This window comes from Micromonospora sp. NPDC047730 (assembly GCF_043204765.1).
Taxonomy (GTDB): Bacteria; Actinomycetota; Actinomycetes; order Mycobacteriales; family Micromonosporaceae; genus Micromonospora.
Map to the genome: position 1 here is coordinate 174213 of NZ_JBIDCU010000004.1, position 24894 is coordinate 199106.

Annotated in this window: 16 protein-coding genes; 8 read left to right on the forward strand and 8 right to left on the reverse strand. The window is 70.8% G+C overall.

The genetic code is table 11. From position 1 onward, the window contains the following. Positions 1-37: 37 nt before the first annotated feature. From ACGF5G_RS12830 to ACGF5G_RS12860, 7 genes are all read right to left on the reverse strand, one after another. The gene (locus ACGF5G_RS12830) at positions 38-721 is read right to left on the reverse strand and encodes a response regulator (RefSeq protein ID WP_393262071.1); all 684 of its coding nucleotides are present in this window, start codon (positions 719-721) and stop codon (positions 38-40) included. Next, positions 718-3273, reverse strand: coding sequence for a DUF4118 domain-containing protein (locus ACGF5G_RS12835; protein WP_393262074.1), 2556 nt, complete (start codon positions 3271-3273; stop codon positions 718-720). Before ACGF5G_RS12835 ends, ACGF5G_RS12830 begins: the two co-directional genes overlap by 4 nt. A gap of 92 nt (positions 3274-3365) precedes the next feature. Next, complete coding sequence (locus tag ACGF5G_RS12840; RefSeq protein WP_393262076.1) at positions 3366-4247, reverse strand: potassium-transporting ATPase subunit C; 882 nt, start codon at positions 4245-4247, stop codon at positions 3366-3368. Further along, positions 4247-6454, reverse strand: a complete 2208-nt coding sequence (gene kdpB, locus ACGF5G_RS12845; RefSeq protein WP_393262079.1) for a potassium-transporting ATPase subunit KdpB — start codon at positions 6452-6454, stop codon at positions 4247-4249. Before kdpB ends, ACGF5G_RS12840 begins: the two co-directional genes overlap by 1 nt. A gap of 20 nt (positions 6455-6474) precedes the next feature. Next, entirely contained in the window at positions 6475-8130 is a 1656-nt protein-coding gene (gene kdpA / locus ACGF5G_RS12850; protein ID WP_393262081.1) for a potassium-transporting ATPase subunit KdpA, read from the reverse strand. Then, positions 8130-8219, reverse strand: a complete 90-nt coding sequence (gene kdpF / locus ACGF5G_RS12855; protein ID WP_350704204.1) for a K(+)-transporting ATPase subunit F — start codon at positions 8217-8219, stop codon at positions 8130-8132. Before kdpF ends, kdpA begins: the two co-directional genes overlap by 1 nt. 876 nt (positions 8220-9095) lie before the next feature. Further along, on the reverse strand, positions 9096-10355 hold the full coding sequence (locus ACGF5G_RS12860) for an RNA-guided endonuclease InsQ/TnpB family protein (protein WP_393262084.1): 1260 nt from the start codon (positions 10353-10355) through the stop codon (positions 9096-9098). Between the two features lie 42 nt (positions 10356-10397). On the opposite strand from ACGF5G_RS12860, the gene ACGF5G_RS12865 reads away from it, so the two are divergent. From ACGF5G_RS12865 to ACGF5G_RS12885, 5 genes are all read left to right on the forward strand, one after another. Continuing rightward, entirely contained in the window at positions 10398-13295 is a 2898-nt protein-coding gene (locus ACGF5G_RS12865) for an AAA family ATPase (protein WP_393262087.1), read from the forward strand. Positions 13296-13744: 449 nt separating this feature from the next. After that, on the forward strand, positions 13745-16903 hold the full coding sequence (locus ACGF5G_RS12870) for a S8 family serine peptidase (protein ID WP_393262090.1): 3159 nt from the start codon (positions 13745-13747) through the stop codon (positions 16901-16903). A gap of 44 nt (positions 16904-16947) precedes the next feature. Further along, entirely contained in the window at positions 16948-19383 is a 2436-nt protein-coding gene (locus tag ACGF5G_RS12875; protein ID WP_393262093.1) for a WD40/YVTN/BNR-like repeat-containing protein, read from the forward strand. 374 nt (positions 19384-19757) lie between these two features. Then, entirely contained in the window at positions 19758-20510 is a 753-nt protein-coding gene (locus tag ACGF5G_RS12880; protein ID WP_393262096.1) for a hypothetical protein, read from the forward strand. 308 nt (positions 20511-20818) lie between these two features. Continuing rightward, entirely contained in the window at positions 20819-21358 is a 540-nt protein-coding gene (locus ACGF5G_RS12885) for a DUF1062 domain-containing protein (protein WP_393262099.1), read from the forward strand. 40 nt (positions 21359-21398) lie between these two features. On the opposite strand, the gene ACGF5G_RS12890 is transcribed toward ACGF5G_RS12885, so the two are convergent. After that, entirely contained in the window at positions 21399-21569 is a 171-nt protein-coding gene (locus ACGF5G_RS12890) for a hypothetical protein (protein WP_393262102.1), read from the reverse strand. A gap of 40 nt (positions 21570-21609) precedes the next feature. On the opposite strand from ACGF5G_RS12890, the gene ACGF5G_RS12895 reads away from it, so the two are divergent. The 3 genes from ACGF5G_RS12895 to ACGF5G_RS12905 all read left to right on the forward strand — a co-directional run bounded on the left by ACGF5G_RS12895 (position 21610) and on the right by ACGF5G_RS12905 (position 24391). Then, positions 21610-22143, forward strand: a complete 534-nt coding sequence (locus ACGF5G_RS12895; RefSeq protein WP_393262104.1) for a M23 family metallopeptidase — start codon at positions 21610-21612, stop codon at positions 22141-22143. 365 nt (positions 22144-22508) lie between these two features. Then, entirely contained in the window at positions 22509-22985 is a 477-nt protein-coding gene (locus tag ACGF5G_RS12900; RefSeq protein ID WP_393262617.1) for a DUF2231 domain-containing protein, read from the forward strand. 65 nt (positions 22986-23050) lie between these two features. Beyond that, entirely contained in the window at positions 23051-24391 is a 1341-nt protein-coding gene (locus ACGF5G_RS12905) for a nicotinate phosphoribosyltransferase (protein ID WP_393262107.1), read from the forward strand. Positions 24392-24894 lie beyond the last annotated feature (503 nt).

The window sequence follows — 24894 nt, forward strand, 5'->3', positions numbered from 1 at the left end:
GCGACGTGGGACGGTCGCGGCGTCGCGTCCTGCCGGTTCAAGGCTGGTAGCGGTAGCCCATGCCGGGTTCGGTGATGAGGTGGCGGGGCCGGGTGGGGTCGGGTTCGAGCTTGCGGCGTAGCTGCGCCATGTACTGGCGCAGGTAGCTGGTCTCGGTCTCGTATCCCGGGCCCCACACGTCGTGGAGGAGTTGGCGCTGACTGATCAGCTTCCCGGGGTTGCGGAGCAGTGCTTCGAGCACTCCCCACTGGGTGGGGGTCAGTCTGATCTCGGTGCCGTCGTCGCGGGTTACGGTGTGGGCGCCGAGGTCGACGGTGTGCCGGCCGACCCGCGCGGTGGGGCTGGCCGCGTCCGCACCGGGTCCGTGCCGACGGGTGACGGCACGGATGCGGGCGAGGAGTTCGTCGACGCCGAAGGGTTTGGTGACGTAGTCGTCGGCACCGGCGTCGAGGGCGGTGACCTTGTCGTCGCTGCCGGCACGGCCGGAGAGCACGATGATCGGGACGGTGGTCCAGCCCCGGATCCCGCGGATGACGTCGACGCCGTCGAGGTCGGGAAGACCGAGGTCGAGTACGACGAGGTCGGGTGGGTGGCTGGCGGCGGCCCTGAGCGCGGCGGCGCCGGTGGCCGCGACGTCAACGTCGTAGCCGCGGGCGCGCAGGTTGATGCGCAGGGCGCGCAAGATCTGCGGTTCGTCGTCGACGACGAGGATCCGGTTCATTCCTGCGGGCCCTCCGTGGGTTCGGCCGGTGTGGCGGCGGGCAGCCGCAGCACCATGGTGAGTCCTCCGCCGGGTGTGGTCTCCGGGGTGATGCTGCCACCCATGGCCTCGGCGAGGCCGCGGGACAGGGCGAGGCCGAGGCCGACGCCGGTGGTGTTGTCGCGGTCGCCGAGGCGCTGGAACGGCAGGAAAACCTGTTCCCACTGGTCCTCGGCGATGCCGGGGCCGGTGTCGATGACGCGTAGTTCGACCTGGCCGGAGTGGGCGCTGGCGGTGATGGTGGGTGGCCGCCCGGGCGGGCTGTGGCGCAGGGCGTTCGCGACGAGATTGACCAGGACCCGCTCCAGCAGGCCCGGGTCGGCGGTGGCGGCCGGCAGGTCGGCGGGGATGTCGGCGGTGACATCGGCCGCCTGCGGGCCGAGTTCGTCCAGGGCCCGGGGCACGACGTCTTCCAGGCCGATCGCCGCGGCGGTGATGCCGAGGGCCCCGGCCTGCAGGCGGCTCATGTCGAGCAGATTGGCCACCAGCCGGCCGAGCCGGTCGAGTGACTCGTCGGCGGTGGCCAGCAGTTCGTCCCGGTCCTCGGCGTCGAAGTCGACGTCGCGGCTGCGCAGGCTGGACACGGCGGCCTTTGCCGATGCGAGGGGGGTGCGTAGGTCGTGGCTGACCGCGGCGAGCAGGGCGGTGCGCATTCGGTCGGCCTCGGCCAGGGGCCGGGCGGCGGCGGCCTCCTCGGCGAGGCGTTCCTGCCGGAGCGCGACGGCGGCCTGCGCGGCGAACGCCTCGATGATGCGCCGGTCGGCGGCCTCCAGCCGTCGGCCGGAGAGCACGACGGTGAGCCGGTCGTCGACGGGTACCGTCGTTTCGCCTGCGCTCGGGCTGCCGGCCGGCGCCTCGCCGACACTGGCCACGACTCGCCAGGCGTCTTCCTCCCGGTCCCGGCCGGGGCGCCCGGCGGCCTCGGCGACCAGTTCCAGGACGCTGACCGCGCGCAGCGCGAAGGTTTCCCGGAGCCGTTCCAGCAGCGCCGGCAGCGGGCGTTGCCCGCGCAGGACGTTGCCGGCGACGGTGGCGAGGGTCTGCGCGTCGGCGGACGCGCGGGCCGCCTCGCGGGTGCGCCGGGCGGCGAGGTCGACCACCCAGCTGACCGCCACGGCGACGCCGACGAAGACGCCGAGGGCGAGCAGGTTGTCCGCCTCGGCGATGGTCAGCGTGTAGAAGGGCGGGGTGAAGAACCAGTTCAGCAGCAGGGATCCGCCCAGCGCGGCGAGCAGCGCCGGCCAGAGCCCGCCGACGAGCGCGACGCCGACGACGGCGGCGAGGAAGATCAGGATGTCGTTGGTGAGGGTGAGGTCGGGCAGCGCCCTGAGCAGTGCGGTCAGGGCGGGCATGCCCGCGACGGTGAGCGCGAAGCCGTACAGCCGGCGTCGCCGGGACAGCGCGGCCGGCACCGTCGGTCCGGGCCGTCCGCGACGGACCTCGGCGTGGGTGACCAGGTGCACGTCGATGGGCCCGGACAGTGCGGTCGTGGTCACGCCGACCCCGCGGGAGAACAGTTGCGCGAAGCGGCCGCGGCGGCTGGCACCGAGCACGAGCTGGGTGGCGTTGACGCCCCGGGCGAAGTCGAGCAGCGCAGCGGGGATGTCGGTGCCGAGGACCTGGTGGTAGGTGCCGCCGAGGCTCTCCACCAGCACCCGTTGCCGGGCGAGCTGCGCCGGGTCGGCTCCGGCGAGCCCGTCGCTGCGGGCGACGTGCACCGCGAGGAGGTCGGCACCCTTGCTGCGGGCGGCGATCCGGGCCGCGCGCCGGATCAGGGTCCCCCCCTCGGGTCCGCCGGTGAGCGCGACGACGACCCGCTCGCGGGCTTCCCAGGTGGCGGAGATGCCCTGCTGGGCCCGGTACGCGTCGAGTTGCTCGTCGACCTTGTCGGCGAGCCAGAGCAGGGCCAGCTCGCGCAGGGCGGTGAGGTTGCCGACGCGGAAGTAGTTGCCGAGCGCGGCGTCGATCTTGTCCGGGCGGTAGATGTTGCCGTGGGCCATCCGCCGGCGCAGCGCCTCGGGGGTCATGTCGACCAGTTCGACCTGTTCGGCGGCGCGCACGATCTGGTCGGGGACGGTTTCGCGTTGGGTGGTCCCGGTGATCTGGGCGACCACGTCGTTCAGCGATTCCAGGTGCTGGATGTTTACCGTGGTGAGGACGGTGATCCCGGCGTCGAGGAGTTCCTGGATGTCATGCCAGCGCTTGGAGTTGCGGGAGCCGGGCACGTTGGTGTGAGCGAGTTCGTCGACCAGGGCGACCTCGGGGCGGCGGGCCAGAACCGCGTCGAGGTCCATCTCGGTGAACTCGGCGCCGCGGTAGGTGATCGCGCGGCGGGGGACGATTTCCAGTTCGCCGATCATGGCGGCGGTGTGCTTGCGGCCGTGGGTCTCGACGAACCCGATCACCACGTCCGTGCCGCGCTCGGCGCGGCGCTGCGCCTCCTCGAGCATGGCGTAGGTCTTGCCGACGCCGGGTGCGGCACCGAGGTAGATGCGCAGTTCCCCTCGTGGCACAGCAGGATTCCTCTCCACAGCGTGACCGGCGGGTCGGGTGACGGGGTGCCGGGCCGGGACCGTGCCAGCGTCCCAGCCCGGCGCCCTCGTGTTCAGCGTGCCGGGAATTGTTCGTCCAACGCGAGGTTCAGCTCCAGCACGTTCACCCCGGGCGAGCCCAGGAAGCCGAGCGACCGGCCGGTGGTGTGCTCCTGGACCAGGCGCCGGACCGCGGCCGGGTCCGCGCCGCGCTCCCCCGCCACGCGCGCCACCTGGAGCTGCGCGTACGCCGGAGAGATGTGCGGGTCGAGGCCGCTGCCGCTGGCGGTGACCGCGTCGGCGGGCACCGCGGGCTCGGCGGGGGCGTCGCCCCGGATGGGGACGATGGTCGCCCCGGCGGCCCGGTGGTCCTCGCCCGGCGTGGCCGGCTCGACCGGCACACCTTCGTAGCGGGCGAGGAACGGGGTGGCGGGTGCGGTCTGGTTGACGCTGACCACCCGGGTGACCGGGCCGGTCAGCCCGTCGCGGCGGAACACCGCCAGCACGGCCCCGACCCCGTCGGTCGTGCAGTACGGGCGGCTTCCGTCGACGCCGTTCAGCTCCCCGACGGCCCTGCTGCGTGCGCAGACCTGGGTGAGCAGGCTCCGCGTGCTGTCGTCGGGGTTGGTGGCGATGGTGTCGACGATGTCCTCCGGGCCGAGGTTGCTGGCCGAGGTGGCGGTGGGGTCGTAGCCGTCGCCGGCTGCCGAGGGGCGGGACTGGAAGTAGCGCGGGACGGGGTTGCCGTCGGCGTCGGTGAACGACTGCCCGATGAGCGTGCTACCGACAGGCCGGCCGTCCACCTCGATGAGCGATCCGTCGGCCTTGTGGGCGAGGACCGGGATCCGACCGACCGCGACCAGGGCCAGCGGATAGGCCAGGCCGAGCAGGACGGTGAAGACGAGCACCGCGCGCAGCGCGGCCAGGTGCTGGGCGAGCCAGGACGGTAGGCGCATCACAAGATCCCCGGGATGAACTGGACGAGCAGGTCGATGAGCTTGATGCCGATGAACGGCACCACGATGCCGCCGAGGCCGTAGAGCAGCAGGTTGCGGCTGAGCAACTGCGACGCGGCGGCGGGCCGGTAGCGGACGCCGCGCAGCGCCAGCGGGATCAGCGCGATGATGACGACCGCGTTGAAGATGACCGCGGACAGGATCGCCGACTCGGGGCTGGAGAGCCGCATGATGTTCAGCGCGTCCAGGCTCGGGTAGATGCCGGCGAACATGGCCGGGATGATCGCGAAGTACTTCGCGATGTCGTTGGCGATCGAGAAGGTCGTCAGCGCGCCGCGCGTGATCAGCAACTGCTTGCCGATCTCCACGATCTCGATGAGCTTGGTCGGGTCGGAGTCGAGGTCGACCATGTTGCCGGCCTCCTTCGCGGCCGACGTGCCGGTGTTCATCGCCACCCCGACGTTTGCCTGGGCGAGCGCGGGTGCGTCGTTGGTGCCGTCACCGGTCATCGCGACCAGCCGGCCGCCCTCCTGCTCCTTCCTGATCAAGGCGAGCTTGTCCTCCGGCGTCGCCTCGGCGAGGAAGTCGTCCACCCCGGCCTCGTCGGCGATGGCCTTCGCGGTGCGCGGGTTGTCGCCGGTGATCATGACCGTGCGGATGCCCATCCGGCGCATCTCGTCGAAGCGCTCCCGCATCCCGGCCTTGACCACGTCCTTGAGGTGGATGACGCCGAGGGCGCGGGCCGGCTGGCCGTCGAGGTGTTCGGCGACCACCAGCGGGGTGCCGCCGATGCCGCTGATCTCGTCGACGATCTGGCCGACCTGCTCGGTGGGGTGGCCGCCGTTGTCGCGGACCCACTTCATGACGGCGGCGGCGGCGCCCTTGCGGATCCGGCGCGCCGGCCCGGCGACACCGCCGTCGGCGGTCGCGTCGGGAGTCAGGTCGACGCCGCTCATCCGGGTCTGTGCGGTGAACGGCACGAAGGTGGCGTGCGGAATGAGCCCGGTTTCGCGTTGCCGTAGGCCGAACCCGTTCTTGGCCAGCACCACGATCGATCGGCCCTCGGGTGTCTCGTCGGCGAGGCTGGACAGTTGCGCCGCGTCGGCCACCGTGGCGACGTCCACCCCTTCGACGGGGACGAACTCGTCCGCCTGCCGGTTGCCGAGCGTGATGGTGCCGGTCTTGTCCAGCAGCAGGGTGTTGACGTCACCGGCCGCCTCGACGGCCCGACCGCTCATCGCGAGGACGTTGCGCTGCACGAGGCGGTCCATGCCGGCGATGCCGATCGCCGAGAGCAGCGCCCCGATGGTGGTGGGGATCAGGCAGACCAGCAGCGACACCAGCACGATCCCGCTGACGCCGGCGTCGGTGATCGCCCGCGTGTCCGGTGCGGCGGCCTGGTGGCCCATCGAGAAGATCGCGAGAGGCTGGAGGGTGACGACGGCCAGCAGGAAGATGACCGTGAGCGCGGCGAGCAGGATGTTCAGCGCGATCTCGTTCGGAGTCTTCTGCCGGTTCGCCCCCTCGACCAGGTTGATCATCCGGTCGAGGAAGCTCTCGCCCGGCTTCTGTGTGATCATCACGACGATCCGGTCGGAGAGGACCCTGGTGCCGCCGGTGACCGCGCTGCGGTCGCCCCCGGACTCCCGGATCACCGGGGCCGACTCGCCGGTGATGGCCGACTCGTCGACACTGGCGATCCCCTCGACGACGTCCCCGTCTCCGGGGATGATCTCCCCGGCCCCGACCACGACGACGTCGCCCTGCTTCAGTTGGGGTGCCGGGACGCTCTCGGTGCGACAGGTGCCGGGGGCGGCGCCCGGGGTCCAGCCGAGGGCGCGGGTAGCGACGGTGTCCGCCTTCGCCTTGCGCAGGGCGGCGGCCTGCGCCTTGCCGCGCCCCTCGGCGACCGCTTCGGCGAGGTTGGCGAAGATCACGGTCAGCCACAGCCACCCGGTGATCGCGAGGGCGAACACCGACGGGTCCGCGACGGCGAGGACGGTGGTGAACGCCGCGCCGATCTCGACGATCAGCATCACGGGGTTGTGCCACAGGGTGCGCGGTTCGAGCTTACGCAGCGCGTCGGGCAGTGATTGGACGAGCTGCCTCGGGTCGAGCAGTCCCCCGCCCCGGTCGCCCTGGGTGGCGGGTGTGCCGGAGGTGGGGGCGTCCGCCGTACCGTGCGGTGCCGGCGTGGAGGTCGTCATGTCCTTCTCTCTCATCGGTGTCACAGCCCCTCAGCGAGGGGACCGAGCGCGAGCGCGGGCAGGAAGGTCAACGCCACGAGGATCACCGTGACGCCGACGACCATGCCGACGAACAGCGGCCGGTGGGTCGGCAGGGTGCCCTCGGCGGCGGGCGTCGGCTGCTGGCGGGCCAGCGAGCCGGCCAGGGCGAGCACGAGGATGATCGGCAGGAACCGGCCGAGCAGCATGCACAGCCCCAGTGCGGTGTTCCACCACGGCGTGCTCACGGTCAGGCCGGCGAACGCGGAGCCGTTGTTGTTGCTCGCCGAGGTGAACGCGTAGAGCACCTCGGACAGAGCGTGCGGGCCGGTGTTGAGCGCGGTGGAGTTGTTGCCGGTGGCGAACGCCGCCGCCGTGCCGGTCAGGACCAGCGCGGGGGTGACCAGGAAGTACAGCGACGCCAACTTGATCTCGCGGGCGCCGATCTTCTTGCCGACGTACTCCGGTGTCCGGCCGACCATCAGGCCGGCGACGAACACGGTGATCACGGCGAGGATCAGCATCCCGTAGAGGCCGGCACCGACGCCGCCGGGGGCGACCTCGCCGAGCATCATGTTGACCAGCGGCATCATGCCGCCGAGCGCGGTGTAGGAGTCGTGGAAGGAGTTCACCGCGCCGGTCGAGGTGAGCGTGGTCGCGGCGGCGAAGGTGGCCGAGTTCGACACGTCGAACCGGATCTCCTTGCCCTCCAGCGCCGCCCCGGCCGCCTGCGGCACCGTGCCGTCGCCGGCCAACTCGAAGACGTTGGTCAAGGCGATGCTCGCGACCGCCAGGACCGCCATCACGGCGGCGATCGCGTACCCCTGCCGGTTCTGCCCGACCATCCGGCCGAAGACCCGGGGCAGGCTGAACGGAATCACCAGGATCAGGAAGATCTCCAACCAGTTCGTCCAGGTGGTCGGGTTCTCGAACGGATGGGCGCTGTTGACGTTGTAGAAGCCGCCACCGTTGGTGCCCAACTCCTTGATGACCTCCTGGCTGGCCACCGGCCCGCCGGTGATGGTCTGGCTGCCACCGGTCAGGGTGGTGACCTCGGTGCCGGCGGAGAGGTTCTGCACCGCCCCGCCGATCATCAGGGCGAGGGCGCCGAGCACCGAGATCGGCAGCAGGATCCGCAGCGTGACCCGGGTCAGGTCGACCCAGAAGTTGCCCAGGTCACCCGTGCGGCGGCGGGCGAACCCGCGCACCAGCGCGACGGCGACCGCGATACCGACGGCAGCGGAGACGAAGTTCTGCACCGCCAGCCCGGCCATCTGGACCAGGTGCCCCATGGCCGACTCACCCGAGTACCACTGCCAGTTGGTGTTGGTCACGAACGACACGGCCGTGTTCCACGCGCCGTGGGTCAGCACCGGGTCGAAGCCCAGCGAGAGCCACAGGTGGTCCTGCAGCCGCATGAACGCGTAGAGGAACAGGATCGAGATGGCGGAGAAGGCAAGCACGCTGCGGGCGTACACACCCCAGGACTGCTCGGCGCCCGCGTCGACCCCGACCAGGCGGTAGATACCCCGCTCGACGCGGAAGTGCCGCCGGCCGGACACCACGCGGAACATGTGGTCGCCGAACGGCTTGTGGACGGCGACCAGCGCCACCACGAGCGAGACGATGAACAGCACGCCGGCTGTCGTCACGGCCATCAGAAGCGCTCCGGGAACAACAGGGCGACCACCAGGAACACGGCCAGGCCGATCGCCAGCACCAGACCGATGACGTTGACGGCGCTCACAGCTTCTCCACTCCCCTCACCACCAGGGCGAGAGCCGCGAACAGCCCCATCGTCAACACCACGAACACCACGTCAGACACGTCTGACTCCTCATTCCGGACCAGCTCGACACGGCCGCCATCCGGCCGCGCCGAGCAATCACAACGCCACCCGCCCCTCACCGACAGGGGCTATAACGCGACCATCACGGCGATCCGGCGTTTCTTAACGCCCTTTTCACACCACCCCTGGATCGGGTGATCCCGACCACCGTCGGCAGGGCGGATCACACCGCTTGCCCCCAGGAAGCAGCGGTGGCAGATCCGCGGCATCGCCGCCGAGCGGCGGACCGGGCAGGGGCGACGGCGCGAAGAACCCGAACTCACCCCGACGGTCGACAAGCTCACCGAAGACCGCCAGCCGCACAGCGAGGCTCCCGGTCGGGGCATCGGATCCTGGCCGACTGCCGCCCCACCCGGAGCTTCGTCCAGTGTCGACACGGCTCCCCGCACCTACCCTGGCGGGGCTATCACGAAAGGCCTCAGTGGACCCCAGCATCTCCCCATGCGTCGGCCCGGGCCGCTCGCCCTGCCTCGACCAGGACACCGCACGGCAGCCCGACGCGACGCGTGCCCGCCTCGTCCGCTGAACAGGCCGTACCGATCGCCGGCCCGCTGCGGCAGAATGCCAGGCAGGCGGCCCCGGCGGCGCAGGCCGGGCGGGCAGCTCCGGCCGCCCTCAGCCGCCCGATCCCTCGGGGAGGACGACCATGCCGCACCATCGCCACTCCGCCCGCCGGCAGGTCGCCGGGAGCGCGGGTTCCCCGTGTCGGGCGGCCCGACGGCCGCGCGCCTAGCTCCGGTACGCCAGGCGCTGACGGTTGACATCCTCCCCCGCCTAAAGGCGAGGGATTCCCACCCTCGCGGGTTGGGGTTCCTGGTTCACCGCAGACCGCACGGAAGGTTGCCCCTCGTGTCTGACGTCCGCTCCGCAGGCGTTTTGTGTCTCGACCAGCCCGGCCGCGACAGCGATGTTCTGGGCGGCGTTGACGTCCCGGTCATGCCGGGTGCCGCAACCCGGACACGACCAATGCCGTGTGCCGAGGGAAAGCTGGGCGAGCAGGTGCCCGCACGCCGAACACGTCTTCGACGACGGGTACCAGCGATCCACGACGGCGAGGGTACGGCCGTCGCGGTGCGCCTTGTAGGTCAGCAGGGTACGGAACTCGGCCCAGCCGGTACGCGAGATCGCTTTGGCCAGGCAGCGGTTGCGGACCATGTTCGCCACCGCCAGATCCTCCACCGCGATGGCGGCGAACCGGCGCACCAGGGCGGTCGACTGCTGATGGAGGAAGTCCCGACGGGCATCTCGTACCCGCGAATGCGCCCGCGCCACCCTTTGCCTGGCTTTGGCGCGGTTGGCGGAGCCCTTCTGCCGGCGGGCCATCATCCGCTGGTACCGCTTGAGTCGGCGCTCGCGCCGCTCCATGTGCCTCGGACGCGGAATACGCTCGCCGGTGGACAACACCGCAAAATCGGTCAGGCCGAGGTCCACACCCACCACCCCGCCCGCCGGTTCGGGTGCGACGGGTGCCTCGACGTCGACGGCGAACGTCACGAACCAGCGGCCGTCCGGGTCACGCGACACCGTCACCATCGTCGGATCCAACCCCGCCACGTCCACGCCTGGCCAGGACCACACGAACCGCAGCACACCCGGAGTCTTTCCCAGCGACAGGTTCCCGCCGCGCAGCCGGAACGCCGACCGGGTGTAGGAGGCCGACTGGCGGCCGTGCCGCGACTTGTACCGCGGGTACCGGGCTCGTTTCTGGAAGAAGGCAGTCATGGCGGTGTGCTGGTGCCGCAGGGTCTGCTGCAACGGCACCGACGACACCTCACCCAGAAACGCCAGGTCGGGCTGCCTCTTCATCTCGGTCAGCGCCCGATCCGTCTGGGCGTACGAGGTCGCTCTGCCCTCAGCGTGGTAACGAGCATGACGGGCGGCGAGAGTGCGGTTCCAGACGACACGTACACACCCGAACGTGCGGTTCAGCACCGCCACCTGCTCCGGCGTCGGATACGCCCGACACCTGTACGCCGTCCGCACACGACCAGTCCTACCACAAAGGACAGTCATGGTTGACGACGCGTCCGCCATTCCTCCCCGCCCTGAAGGACGGGGCATCCTGGCGGTGATCCGGTGACGGGGAACCCGGTCGCGCGGCCTGGGCCGGCCCCTGGCCAGCGGCGGATCTCCTCCCCCAGGCTCATCGGGCGCATCCGGGAGCTCGATCTGCTGGTGTCGACCCTGGCGACGCCGCCCGCCGCGGTGGTGCTGGAGGGAGAGGCGGGAGCCGGCAAGACCCGGCTGATCACCGAGGTACGAGCCCGGCCTGAGCTTGCGGGACTGAGGTTCGTGCTCGGGGCGAGCCGGCGGATTCGCGAGCCGTTCCCGTTAGGCCCCATCATCGACGCGGTCCGCGGCCTCGACACGGAGCTGGCGGAAACCCGGCTGTCCCCGCTGGCCGGCGCGCTCCGGCCGTTGCTGCCCGAGCTCGCCGAGGCACTGCCACCGGCGCCCGAGCCACTGGCCGACCCGGCCGCCGAGCGCCATCGGGTGTTCCGTGCGCTGGCGGAGGTGCTGGGGTCGGTGGGTCCGGTGGTGCTGGTCCTGGAGGATCTGCACTGGGCCGACGAGCAGACCCTCGACTTCACGAGCTACCTGCTGGGCGATCTGCCAGCACAGCTGTCGGTGCTGCTGACGTTCCGCAGCGAGGAGGCGGCCCCGGGCGTACGGGCGTTGACCGCACGGTTGCCGGCGTCGACGAGGCACGCGCAGGTCGTGCTCGCCCCGCTGGACGCGGGGCAGACCGGTGCGCTGGCTGCGGCCATCCTCGGGCTGGCCCGGGTCTCCGAGGAGTTCGCCGACTACCTGTGCGAGTGGGCCTCCGGGCTGCCGTTCGCGATCGAGGAGCTGCTCGCGTTGCTGCAGGCGAACGGCCAACTGGTCCGCCGGAACGGCGGCTGGGCACGCCGGGAGCTGGGTGAACTCAACGTGCCCACCGGAGTCCGTGACCAGGTGCTCGAACGCGTGGCGCACCTGTCCGACGAGGCCAGGGCGGTTGTCGAGGCGGCTGCCGTGTTGCACACGTCCGCACCGATGTCGGTGGTGGTGGCGACCTGCCGGATACCGGCGGCCCGGGCGTTGCCGGGTCTGGAGGAGGCGCTGGAGTCGGGCCTGCTCGTCGAGCATGGCGAGTTGGTGGGGTTCCGGCACGTGCTGGCCGCGCAGGCGGTGGAGGAGGCGTTGCCCGGCCCGCGCCGGCAGCAGCTGCACGGCCGGGCGGCGGCCGCGCTCGGCGCGCTCGATCCGATACCGCTGGGGCAGCGGGCACACCACCTTCGCCACGCTCGCCTGCTGGAGGAGTGGGTACGCGCGGCCGAGCAGGCGGCGGACCAGGCGGCGGCGCTGCGGCACGACGCGGAGGCGGTCCGGCTGCTCGAAGACGTCGTACGCCATGGGCCGTTGTCCTCACAGGAGCGCGCGCGGCTGGCGGTGAAGCTGGGCTGGGCCGCCCTTGAAATGGTGCGTACGCACGAGGTCGTCGACCTGCTCTGGGCGGTGCTCAACGAGAACGGGGCGCCAGCGACGCAGGGGGAGCTGCGGTTCCTGCTGGCCTCGGCGCTCAACGTGGCTGGCGAGGATCCATCGGTGCAGCGCACGTTGTTCGCCACCGCCATCGAGCAGCTGCCGAGCCGGCCGGACCTGCGAGTGCGAGCGACAGTCGCGGTCGGGTTGCTGACCGCGTCCATCGGCACGGTCACCCGGGGTCGAGACTGGCTCTACCGCGCGCTGGAGCTCCTCGCGGAGGTCCACGACCCGATGGTCGGCGTGTTCGTGCTGGGCAAGGTAGGGATGGGGCTGGTGACCCTCGGCGACCCCCGCTGGCGGCAGGTGCTCGACCGCATCGAAGCTGCCACCGGAAGCTCACCCCGGTCGCTGGCCGAGGTCAACGCGTACTTTTCGGTCGGCACCCAGTGTTGCTACTTCGGGCACCACGAGGTCGGGCAGCGGCTGCTGACGAATGCCCTGACGGGAGCGGTCAGGTGCGGCAGCCGCCGGCTGGAGCTGCTCACCCGCTCCGCGCTGGTCCTGCTGCACTATCTCCGGGGCACCTGGGACGCGCTGAGCGACGGCACCGACGCCCTGCTCGACGCCCTGTCCGACTACCCGCTCGGCCGGATCGAAGCCGAGCTGGCGCTGGGTGGCCTGGCTCTCGGTCGCGGCCAGCTCGACGACGCCCAACACCGACTCGCCAGTGCCCGGCAACTGGCCGAGGATCTGGGTCTGGTGGAGTCGCTGGCGTTCCCGGCGAGCGGTCTGGCCCGCATCGCGCTCGCCCGGGGGGACGTCGACGCCGCGTTGACCGCGACGCAACGATGTCTCACCATGTTGACCGGCAAGGAGGCGTGGGCGGCTGCGGCACCGGTGCTGCCGGCCGCCACCGAGGCACTGGTCGCCGCGGGCCAGCTGACCGACGCCGACGTCCTGCTGACCGACTACGAACACCGGCTGGGTGACCTGGACGTCTCCATCGCCCCGGCCGTTCTCCAACACGCCAGGGGCCTGCTGGAGACGGCTGCCGGCCACCCGCCGCGAGCGGCCCGCCACCTCGTCGAGGCGGCTCACCGCTACGACCGGCTGCCCTATCCCTACCAGGCGGCCCAGGCACGGGAGCTGGCGGCGTTGGCGCTGCTCGGTGCGGGTGACCACGAGGCCGGTGCCGCCGAGCTGTCGGCGGCCCTGGCCACGTATCAGCGCCTGGGCGCCACCTGGGACTATGGCCGCGCGATCGGCGCGGCTCGGCAACGCGGCCTGTCGCTGCCCGGTCGCCGCCGGACCGGGCGGCCCAGCTACGGCAACGAGCTGTCACCGCGGGAGCGGGAGGTGGCCGAGCTGGCCGCCGCGGGCCGCACGAACAAGGAGATCGCCGCGGAGCTGTTCCTCTCCGTGTACACGGTCGAGCAGCACATCACGTCCGTATTGCGGAAGCTGCACATCCGTTCCCGAGCGGCCATCGCGAGCCGGTTGAGCTGAGTGGCAAGCCGTTAGTTGCCGGGTTTCCGGGATTGTTCCCGTGCTGCCTCGCGGCCAGGCTGCTGCCATGCATCATCCTGAGCCCGACGAGACCCCTGGACCGTCCGGGTCTCCCAGCGAACCAGCGTCACCTGCCGGTGCGGTACGGCCGGCTGCGGGCGCACCGTCGAGCCCGGCCGAGGACGAGAACGCACCGGCGGGCGAGACGGCGGAGGGGACCCGGCACGAGGGCGGATGGCGGTCGGTATGAGCCCTTCCGCCGCTACGGACTCAGGCCCGACAAGGGACAGCGGGCGAGACCGCACCGCGCGAGGACAGAGGAGAGTTCCTTGAAAGGATTGGCGACGGGTTTCCCGACGCTCGTGAGCGCCCCTCGGCGGCGAAGGCTCCGACTGGGTGCCGTCCTGGTCACGGCCATGCTGCTCGTCCTGGGGATGCCAGGAACGGCGGTGGCCGCACCCACCCGGACGGCATCGGTCGAGCCGGCGCTGCACACCACACTTGCCGCGGACGGTACCGCCACCTTCTGGGTGTACCTGCGGGACCGGGCCGACCTTTCCGGAGCGGCCAGGATCACTGATCGGGCCGCGCAGGGCCGATTCGTGTACGAGAGGCTGACCGGCACCGCCAGGGCCAGCCAGGCTGGTCTGGTGGCGATGCTGAAGGCCGCGGGAGCGAGCCACCAGCCGTACTGGATCGCCAACACGGTCCGGGTGACCGGCGACGCGGCGCTGCTGAAGCGGATCGCCGCCCGCCCGGAGGTCACCCAGATCACCGCCGACCAGGTCTACCAGCTTCCCACGCCGGAAGCAGCCGGCGAGGAATCGCAGGTCACGGCCGTCGAGTGGAACATCAGCCGGGTCAACGCCCCGCAGGTGTGGCAGCAGTACGCGGTGACCGGTGAGGACATCGTGATCGGCAGCATCGACACGGGGGTGCGGTACGACCACCCGGCGCTGGTGAAGCAGTACCGGGGCAACCTGGGCAACGGCACATTCGACCACAACTACAACTGGTGGGACCCGTCGAACGTGTGCGGTGCCCCGTCGTTGGTGCCGTGCGACAACAACAACCACGGCACCCACACCGTGGGCACCACGGTCGGCAACGATGGCGGGGCCAACCAGATCGGGGTGGCGCCCGGGGCGAAGTGGATGGCCGCGAAGGGCTGCGAGTCCAACTCCTGCACGTCCTCCGCGCTGCTGTCCAGCGGGCAGTTCATGCTCGCCCCCACCGACCTGCGTGGAAAGAACCCGAACCCCGCGCTCCGCCCGCACATCATCAACAACTCCTGGGGTGGCGGCGCCACCACCTCCCCCTGGTACCAGCCCACCGTCCAGGCCTGGGTGGCGGCCGGGATCTTCCCCCAGTTCTCCAGCGGTAATCCGGGGTCAGCGTGTGGGCAGGCGGGCAACCCCGGCAACCTTCCCGAGGCGTACTCGGCCGGTGCGTTCGACGTCACCGGCGCCCTGTACGTCAACTCCGGCCGCGGCCCCTCGGCCTGGGGCGCTGACCAGGTGAAACCGAACATTTCCGCCCCGGGTGTCGCGGTACGCTCGTCCTTCGCCAACGGCGGCTACGGCGCGCTCACCGGCACGTCGATGGCCTCCCCGCACGTGGCGGGCGTGGTCGCGCTGCTCTGGTCCGCCGCGCCCGCGCTGGAGCGCGACATCGCCGCCACCCGGTCCATCCTGGACGGCTCCGCCGTGGACACCGCGGATCTCACCTGTGGCGGTACCAGCGGCAACAACAACGTGTGGGGCCAGGGCAAGCTGGACGCCCTCGCCGCCGTCACCCAGGCGCCGCGTCCGGCGAAGGGACAGCTGACCGGCACGGTGCTCGCCGCCCCCACCAACACGCCGATCGCCGGTGCCACCATCACCATCGCCGGGTCGGTGAACCGGACCCGTACCACGGGGCCGGACGGCCGATACGCGATCACCCTGCCCGCCGGCAGCTACACCGTGACCGCCTCGGCGTTCGGATACCAGGCGGCGAGCGGCCCGGCGACCGTCGTCGAGGGCGGCACCGCCGCCCGGGACTTCGCCCTGGTACCACCGGACGGACGACAACTGAGCGTGGCACCCCGCTCGCTGGACTTCGGCGTGACGAAGATCGGCGACACGGCCGGGCCGTTGACGGCGACGCTGACCGGCACCGGCGCCGAACCGGTGACGGTCAGCGCGATCACCGAGCCGGGCGGCGGGTTCGCGCAGTCCGGCGGCACGTGTGGCGCGCTACCGGTCACGCTCTCGCACCTGCGGAGCTGCACCGTGGCGTACACGTTCACGCCCACCGTTGAAGAGCCGGCGACGGCGACGGTGACCGTGACCAGCGACGCGGTCGACGGTCCGCACGCGATCACTCTGGAGGGCACCGCCATCCGGGTCCCGCTGCGGGTCGACGCCGCGACGTTGGCGGCCGGTGAGAACGTGCTCTTCTCCGGGTTGGTCGATCCCGCCGGCCGGTACGCGTACTTCGGTACGCAGACGTCGCCGGGCCGGGTGGTGAAGGTCGACCTGGGCACCTTCCAGCGGGTGGGTGCGATCACGCTGGCCGAGGGTGAGAACTACCTCAACTCGGCGGTGATCGACCCGGCCGGCAGGTACGCCTACCTCGGCACGGGCACCGCACCCGGGCGCATCGTGAAGATCGACCTGGCCACCTTCCAGCGGGTCGGCACGATCACGCTCGACAGCGGCGAGAACTACCTGCGGTCGGCGGTGATCGACCCGGCGGGGGCATACGCCTACTTCGGCACCGGCACCGCGCCGGGACGGGTGGTCAAGATCGACCTGAACACCTTCCAGCGGGTGGACGCGGCCACGCTGAGCAGCGGCGTGGACAACCTGCGCTCCGCCGTGATCGACCCGGCGGGTGGGTACGCCTACTTCGGCACCGGCACCGCGCCCGGGCTCGTGGTGAAGCTCGACCTGACGACGATGGCGGAGGTCGGGGTGATCGCGATGGTGAGCGAGAGCCTCTTCTACTCGGCGGTGATCGACCCGATGGGCAGGTACGCCTACTTCGGCACCGGCACGTCACCGGGACGCATCGTGAAGATCGACCTGGCCGGCTTCCAGCGGGTCGAGGCGATCGAACTCGCGACCGGCGAGAACTCGCTGCTGACGGCGGCGATCGACCCGGCCGGTCGGTACGCCTACTTCGGCACCGGCACCGCACCCGGCGGCGTCGTGAAGATCGAGCTCGCCGGCTTCCAGCGGGTCGGCGCGGCCACGCTGGCAGAGGGCGAGAACTCGCTGCTGTCCGCGGTGATCGACCCGCAGGGTGGCTTCGTCTATCTCGGCACGGTGGGCTCGCCGGGTCGGGTGGTGAAGGTGAAGGTCGACACGGCGATCCAGCTCAGCGCCGCGGCACACCGGGTGCGAGGGAACGCCTTCGTGAATCTGGCCTGGGACGGAGCTACCTCGACCGACGCTGACGTCTTCCGCGACGGCACGCTCGTCGCCACGGTGCCCAACAACGGCACGTACGCCGACGCCGTCGACGGCTCAGGCGCCGTCACGTACACCTACCGGGTGTGCCACGCCGGCACGTTGAAGTGCTCGAACAAGAGCACCGTGCGGTTCGCAGGCCAGCAGGGATGACCGGTCACGTCGGCGCCCACCCCCAACGAAGGAGACAACGAGTCATGAGTACGAGTCGACTGCGACGTGCTCTGGGTGCCCTGCTGGCGCTCGGTCTCACCGGCGGCACGGTGCTGGCAGCCAGCACGGCCGCCGCCGATACGGCAGCCAGCGACAGCCAGTGGACGGACAGTTCGGGTCTGACCGCGGACGCGTACGGACACCACCCGGACGGCGTTGCCGTGACGCCCACGGCGGGCGAGACCGCGTCCGCGGTGACGTCCACGGCGGCGGCCTGGTCGCTGCTCGGGCCGCCCGGTGGCGACATCTACGACACCGCAGTGTCCACTGCGGATTCGAAAATCGTGCTGGCCGGTTACGCACCGGGCGGTGGATACAACGGAGGTCTGTACCGCTCCGGCGATGGCGGCGCCACCTGGTCCGAGGTGCCGGCGCTGCATGGCAGGAGCGTCTTCGCCATCGAGTTCACCGCTGGCGGAACGGCCTACGTCGGCACCCAGGACGGCGTGTGGCGCAGCAACGACGGTGGCCTGACCTGGGTCGCCGGCAACCTCAACATCGGCCTCAACGACCAGGTCCTGAGCGTCGCGGTCGACCCGGTCAACCCGTCGGTGCTGTGGGCCGGGATCGCCAATGCCCTGGGCTCCCAGAAGGTCAACCTCATGCGGTCGGCCGACGGCGGTGTGACCTGGACCAACCGGACCCCGGCGATGGGTGCCGCGCTGTCCGGCAGGGCGATCGCGATTGACCCGAACGACCCGAACACGGTGATCGTCGCGTTCGACGCCGGCCAGGTGTGGGTCACCCGGGACAGCGGGGTCACCTGGACGAAACGCTCCGCCGGCCTTCCCACCAGCCCGTTGTTCGACATCGGGTACGACGGAACGCGGCTGCTTGTCGGTGGCGGCCAGCTCTTCTCGAACCAGCACCTCGGTCTCTACCAGTCGACCGACCTCGGTGTGACCTGGACCCCACTGCACAACAGCAGCTGGCCGACTCCGGTGGTCCACGGCATCGCCGTGGATCCGCACGACCGGGACACGATCCTGGTGACCACGGCCGGTACCGGTGTCCACCGCACCACCGACGGCGGCGCGACCTGGGAGATCAGTGTCGGCGGCACCAACACCCTGACCGGGCGGTCGATCCGCTTCGCGCCCGGCAACTCGCGGCAGGTCATCCTCGGAACCGACGCGGTGGCTGTCTTCCGCTCCACCGACGGCGGCACGTCGTTCGCCCAGTCGTCGAACGGCATCGCCGAGATCGACCTCCGCTCCATCCACGTCAACCCGCGTGACCCGGACGAGATCGCGATCGCCTTCCAGGGCCAGAACACCGGCGGTGTCTACTCCACCGTCGACGGTGGTGCCAACTGGAAGCGGGAGCCGCTGCCGCCGACCCGGTACGGCACCGTCCGATTCGCCCCGGACGGCACGCTCCACGCCCTCTCCAACGGCCCCTCGACAGTGGCCCAGGAGGGGCTCTACCGGCGCGGAGGTGACGGGAACTGGACCGTACTCGGCCCCGACCAGGGGGCCTACTACGAGTCCGACCTCACGACGATCCGGTTCAGCCGCACCAACCCGGACCTGATCCTCCTCACCGGCGCCGACTTCGGGTACGCCGGCACCGAAGCCACGATCTGGCGCACGCTGGACCGCGGCAGGACCTGGGCCAAGGTCCACGAGGGAACGTCCGGCCAGGCGGCACTCGACATCGAGATCGTAGAGAACGGCACCGACCAGGAAATGATCGCGTCGATCAACGACCGGAGCGGTGCCTACGCCAGCAGCGTCCTGCGCTCGGAAGACGGCGGCACGTCGTGGTTCACGTCGATGATCGGCCTGTCCGGAAGGTACATGAATCCATACCTGTGCGCGTCGTCCCACGACCCGCGCGTCGTCTACCTGGCGGCCTGGTTGACCTCCAGTTCCACCGGCGTGTACCGCAGCCTGGACGGCGGCGTCACGTGGGAATCCACCGGCTGGACGAGCAACGCCACCGTTGCCGACCTGGCCTGTGACCCGGCCGACGGGCGGACTCTGTACATGTCGCTGAACACCGACCCCCGGGTCGTCCGCTCCGCGGACGCCGGCACCACGTTCTCCCCGTTCGACAGTGGCATCGAATCGGTACGGCAACCTCGGACGCTGACCTTCGCCGGCCCGTCCCGCCTGCTGCTGGCGACCGCGAAGGGAAGCTACGCGACCAACCTCGACCGCGACATCATCACCGTCGGCACCTCGGTACGCCGGGACAGGGGCCAACTCGCGGTGGATCTGACCTGGCAGGGGGCAACCTCCGTCGACGTCGACATCTACCGCGACGACACGCTGGTCGGCACGGTGCCGAACGATGGCGCCCACACCGATCCCCTCGACGTCCAAGGCCGCGGCACCGCTACGTACCAGGTGTGCCGGGCGGACAGTTCGACCTGCTCAGCCAGGACGACGGTGACGTACGGCGGGCCACCGGTCTGAGCCGTCCGGGTCGCGAACAACCGCGTGGTGATGGCCAGTGCGGGCCATCACCACGCGGGGCGGCCATGACCCAACTGTGACCTGCATAGATGAGAAGCCGCAGGAGGGCGGGCGCAGTTGAGCGCCGTCACGTGCTGTTGGTTGCGGTTCGACGCCGTTCAGCGCACCCGACTGCTCCCCACGTGCTCCCCGATCCACGGCGCGACAGCGGCGTCGCCCGGCGCCTCGGGCACTTCGCTGCGGCACGTCTCCGAGGAGAAGCACCGAGGTTGACGTCTACTCGGTGACCGGTGCGCTGAGACACAGCGCGCCCGGCCGGCGGCACGGGCGAATGCGGCTGTCCGCCGGAGAGAGGCCACGACTACGGTGATGCTGTGGCGGTGTGGGAGCTCTGGCGGCAGGACGACAACGGCAACCGGGTCCGGATGGGCACCTTCGCTGACCGAATCGAGGCGCTGGCCAAGGTCCTGGCGCTGGAGTCGGGTGTGGCGCACAAGCAGACCTACTGGGTCGACGGGCCACCCGGGCCGGTCTGCCGCACAGACCGCGACCTGTACCGGCGCCTTGTCCGGGAAGGCGAACGCATGAACGCGGCCGCGCTTGGTTTGGACGTGTTCCTGCGTTCGTGGTGGCGGGTAGCCCGGCCGCTGTCGGGTCGGGTCTCGCTGGACCTGGACACGGTTGCCGCGATGGTCGTGGCGGCGGGCATGGTCGAGCCGGCGCCACCGCAGGCCTCCTGGCGTTCCGCCTCGTTTCGCTACACGGACGAGCCGACATCGTATGCCGACTGGGAAGCCATCGTGCTGTCTCAGATCGCGGACCTGGCCGACTTCGCCGATCAGGGACCCCTGGACGAGTACGCCCGGTTCGGCATTGACGCCCCCCGCACGACGGGATGTGTGCGAGCCACGGGCATCCGCTGGTACAACTTCGATCCGCAGGCGTACCTGGAATGCGGGATGGCCGGGGCACTGGGCGGCTGGAGCGAAGACGACGGCCTACGGAAACAAGTTCCTGGCCCCGTCGTGCCGTTGGTGAACGAACCGGAGCCGGGCGAGCACACCATCGGCTTCCTCGGCTGGGCCGATCTCGCAGAACTGGCCCGGTGCGGGCAGGAGTACGAGTAGCACCACCGCGGCCGAGGGGTTGGCAGCCGACGCTGCTCGACGTCAGAAAACCGTTTGAGGCTTCCTTCCGCGTTCCCTTAGGTTGCCTGCGGCCCGTCGCTGTGAGGACAGAGGACAAAACGCGTGACCCCGCCTGCTCTTTAGACCTGACACCTTCTTCCGCTCACCTGTAGCCGACGCTCCCGTCGGTTCTGCCGGGCTGCCCTTGTGCGCCCGGTAATTGCAGCGTTGAGGCCGCGCGTAATCGGCCTCGTGTCAGGTCTAGAGAGATCAGGTCTAGAGAGATCATGTCTTCACAACCTCATACCGTGCTGTCCTGGGTCGTTCGTCGGACCAGGCTGCCTCTGCTGTCGTTGCGGTGCGTGGACTGCCGGTCGGAGTCGGCCACCACCGGCGCGGGCAGGTTCCGCGTCAACGCCAACGGCAAACTGCTGGACGTGTGGCTGCTGGTCCGCTGCGCATCCTGCGATCGGACGAGCAAACTCACCGTGCACGAGCGAGTGCCAGTCAGATCCTTCGACCCGGCCGAACTCCACGGCTACCGTGTCAACGATCCGGACCTGGTGGCGTCCAGGCTGTTGGATCCGCTGCTCGCCCGGCGCAACCGCTTCACCCTGGACTGGACGGGGGCCTGGCGGCTGGACACCCCGTCGACATGGCTCGACGAGGCGTGGCCGGTCCAGGTGGAGGTCGTCTTCGAGGATTCGGTACCGGTGCGCCCGGAACGGCTCATCGCGCAAGGGCTCGGCCTCAGCAGGAACGAGGTACTGCGCCGGATCAAGTGCGACATTCCCCGGCGCCGTCCGACGAGCGCCGGATTCACCTTTACCGTGATGGCTGGGGCTTAGCGGGGATGTAGCCGCGGCGGGCCACCCGGCCCGCCCGGCTTCACCCCCGAACCCATGCCAATACCGGTCGCACAAGCACGATCGCGGTGAGGACCAGGCCGAGCGCGGCGATCTGGTCCTCGATGCCCTGGGTGATCCGGCCGTCGCGCGACAGCATCCGGATCGCGTCCGTGCGTGGATCGACCCGACGCTCCGCAGGTCTTTCAGCCATCGGAACTTTCTGACATCATCCGGCAGAGGGATCGAAGATTATGACCGTGGAGGTTCGGATGCGCTCCCGCCTGACGAGTTCCCTCAGCGTCGCCCTGCTGGCGACCGCCGCGTTCCTGGTTCCGGCGTCACCCGCCGCCGCCGCGCCCTCGTTCCGAACGCCTTTCCCGTGCAACCAGACGTGGTCCGGTCAGACCCGCACCACGCACAGCCCGCAGTACGCAATCGACTTCAACCGGACCAACGACCACGGCGATCCGGTCAAGGCCAGCGCCCCGGGCACGGTGGACGTGGTCGCCAACCTCGGTGACACCAGCTACGGCCGGTACGTGCGGATCAACCACGGCAACGGATATACCACCTACTACGCCCACCTCAGCGGGTTCAACGTCGCGGTCGGCCAGTCCGTCGGCTACAGCACCACCATCGGGTACGTGGGCAACAGCGGCGGCTCCTCCGGATCGCACCTGCACTACGAACAGCGCCTGAACGGCAACGACATCAAGGTGCGCTTCAGCGGCAACCTGGCTCTCTACTTCGGGACGCGGAACTACACGCGTACCGCCGGCTGCTGATCCCCCGATCGACTGCCCCGGTTCTCGGGCACGGGCGACGGCCCTCCGGTTGGATCCGGCCGTCGCCGCTACCCGGCAGGGGAGTTGTCGGCCCGGCACGTGACCGGCCAGCGAACGGGTGGCCGCGGGAACCGGAGGGCCCGCTGGCCGAGACGCAAAACGCCTGCGGTGCGGACGTCAGACACGAAGGGCAACCTTCCGTGCGGTCTGCGGTGAACCAGGATCCAACCCGCGAGGATGGGAACCCTCCGCCTTCAGACGGAGGAGGAAGTCAAGCCCGGTAGGTGTACCAGCGAGCCGAAGGGGTACCCGCGCCCAACATCCCGCCAGAGAGGGAGGCTGTGTTGGAAAGTCGAGCCAAGGCGATGGGCCACGGGATCCACCCCATGCTGATCGTTTTCCCGCTGGGGCTGCTCGCCACGGCGGTGATCTTCGACATCCTGTATCTGATCACGGATCGGGCCGGATTCCAGATCTCCGCCGGGTACATCATCGGCGCCGGCATCATCGGCGGCCTCGTCGCCGCGGTCTTCGGATACACCGACTGGCGGGCCATCCCGTCCGGCACCCGCGCCAAGCGGATCGGCGCGATCCACGGCATCGGCAACGTCGTCGTCGTGCTGTTGTTCGCGGTGAGCTGGCTGGCGCGGGCCACCGCGACGAACTGGGAGCCGAATGCCCTGGCCCTGATCTGCAGCTTCGCGGGCATCGTCCTGTCCGGGATGACGGCCTGGCTCGGCGGCGAACTGGTCGAACGGCTCGGCATCAGTGTCAGCGACGGCGCCGGCGTCAACGCGCCGAGTTCCCTGTCCCGCCGCCCCGCGCGCCGCTCCCGCGCCTGACCGGACCGGGGCGGCATCACCACGGCGCCACCGGCCCGTCGACCCACGTGCCGACGGAGGAACCCATGACCGGGTTGCGTACCGACCTGTACGAGCTGCGGATGGCGGCCAGCTACCTGCGCCGGGACATGGTGGAGCGCGCCACGTTCAGCCTGTTCGTCCGCCGCCTGCCGCCGCAGCGCGGCTTCCTGGTGGCCGCCGGACTGGCCGAGGCGCTGGCCTTCCTGGAAGGCTTCGCGTTCGACGAGGACGACATCGGCTATCTGCGCGACACCGTCGGGCTCGACCAACCGACCCTGGCGGCGCTGGCCGGGCTGCGGTTCACCGGTGACGTCTGGGCCGTACCGGAGGGTCGCCTGGTGTTCGCCGACGAGCCGCTGTTGGAGGTCACCGCGCCGATCGCGGAGGCGCAGCTGGTGGAGACCGGCGTGCTGAACCTGATCACCTTCCACACCACGGTGGCCAGCAAGGCGGCCCGATGCCGCCTCGCGGCCGGCGGCGCGCAGTTGGTCGACTTCGCGTTCCGGCGGACGCACGGGATCGAGGCCGGGGCGGCCGTGGCGCGGGCGTCGGCGATCGCCGGCTTCGCCGCGACCAGCGACGTCGAGGCCGCGCGACGCTATGGGCTGCCGCCGTCCGGGACGATGGCCCACTCGTACGTCGAGGCGTTCCCCGACGAGCGTGCCGCGTTCCGCGCGTTCGCCACCGACTTTCCCACCAACCCGGTGTTCCTCGTCGACACCTACGACACGCCCGCCGGAGTGCGGGCCGCCGTCGAGGTCGTCGCCGAGTTGGGCCTGACCGGCCCGGTGGCCGTGCGACTCGACTCCGGGGATCTCGCCGCACTGGCCGTGCAGGCCCGCGCGATCCTCGACGACGCGGGGCTGACCCGGGCCCAGATCGTGGCCAGCGGCAGCCTCGACGAGGACGTCATCGCGGCGCTCGTCGCCAAGGGCGCACCCATCGACGCCTACGGCGTCGGCACCCGCATGGGCGTCTCCTTCGACGCGCCGTCCCTGGACAGCGCCTACAAGCTGGTGGCCGTCGGCGACCGGCCGGTGCTCAAGCTGTCGCCCGGCAAGGCCACCCTGCCCGGTCCCAAGCAGGTCTTCCGTGATCCCACCGGTGCCAGCGGCGACGTGGTGGGGCTGCGCGACGAATCGCCGCCGGGCAACCGCGAGCCGCTGCTCGTGCCGGTCATGCGCGGCGGTCGTCGCCTCGACGCTGCCGACCCGGCCGGTGAGGTACGCGCCGCGCGTCGCCGATTCGACGCGGACCTCACCTGGCTACCGGAGACGGCGCGTCGGCTGGCGGACCCGACGCCGCTCACCGCCACCGTCAGCCCGGCCCTCACCGCGCTGCACCACCGGGTGACGGCGCAGGTGGCGCGGGGCGCGACCTACTGAGCTGTCTCAACCTGAGTAGCGCTGTTCCTCCGCGGTGAAGAGCCAACCATCTGCCGGACCAGGTCTCTCCCCCGCCTGAGCGCTCGCACGGGCGTGCTGGACCAGGCTCGCCGGGGTGGAACCCCGCAACCGTCGAGCGGCGCTGGTCCTGCTGCTGGGGGCGGCGACCGTGATCGGTGCCGGCGCGGCCACCGGAACCCTCTTCGGCTACGGGTTCGCGTTCGCCTGGGTCGTGCACTTCGCGCTGATGGCCTGGATCGCCGGCTGGATGCAGCAGGCGCAGCCTGCTCCAGCGGGCGTTGTGGGCCCGCGTCGAGCGGATCGCCACCGCCGCCGAGCGGGTCTGACAGCCTGTCCGACCGGGCCCGCGCCGACTCGCACCTGGTCGAGTTCAGGCTGCGTGAGCGCGCAGACAAGAATGACGACACCGGTGATGCGTAGCCCTGCCGAAGCACGCGTGTGCGGAGGACGGCGACGCGCCGCCGGCGGTCTGAACGGGCAAC

Excerpts from the sequence above, each read along its gene's own strand:
- ACGF5G_RS12840 (WP_393262076.1), bottom strand. The coding sequence starts at position 4,247 with ATGCGCCTACCGTCCTGGCTCGCCCAGCACCTGGCCGCGCTGCGCGCG.
- ACGF5G_RS12875 (WP_393262093.1), top strand. The coding sequence starts at position 16,948 with ATGAGTACGAGTCGACTGCGACGTGCTCTGGGTGCCCTGCTGGCGCTC.
- kdpA (WP_393262081.1), bottom strand. The coding sequence starts at position 8,130 with ATGGCCGTGACGACAGCCGGCGTGCTGTTCATCGTCTCGCTCGTGGTG.
- ACGF5G_RS12895 (WP_393262104.1), top strand. The coding sequence starts at position 21,610 with ATGACCGTGGAGGTTCGGATGCGCTCCCGCCTGACGAGTTCCCTCAGC.
- ACGF5G_RS12860 (WP_393262084.1), bottom strand. The coding sequence starts at position 10,355 with ATGGCGGACGCGTCGTCAACCATGACTGTCCTTTGTGGTAGGACTGGT.
- kdpB (WP_393262079.1), bottom strand. The coding sequence starts at position 6,454 with ATGACGACCTCCACGCCGGCACCGCACGGTACGGCGGACGCCCCCACC.
- ACGF5G_RS12890 (WP_393262102.1), bottom strand. The coding sequence starts at position 21,569 with ATGGCTGAAAGACCTGCGGAGCGTCGGGTCGATCCACGCACGGACGCG.
- ACGF5G_RS12830 (WP_393262071.1), bottom strand. The coding sequence starts at position 721 with ATGAACCGGATCCTCGTCGTCGACGACGAACCGCAGATCTTGCGCGCC.
- ACGF5G_RS12900 (WP_393262617.1), top strand. The coding sequence starts at position 22,509 with ATGGGCCACGGGATCCACCCCATGCTGATCGTTTTCCCGCTGGGGCTG.
- ACGF5G_RS12905 (WP_393262107.1), top strand. The coding sequence starts at position 23,051 with ATGACCGGGTTGCGTACCGACCTGTACGAGCTGCGGATGGCGGCCAGC.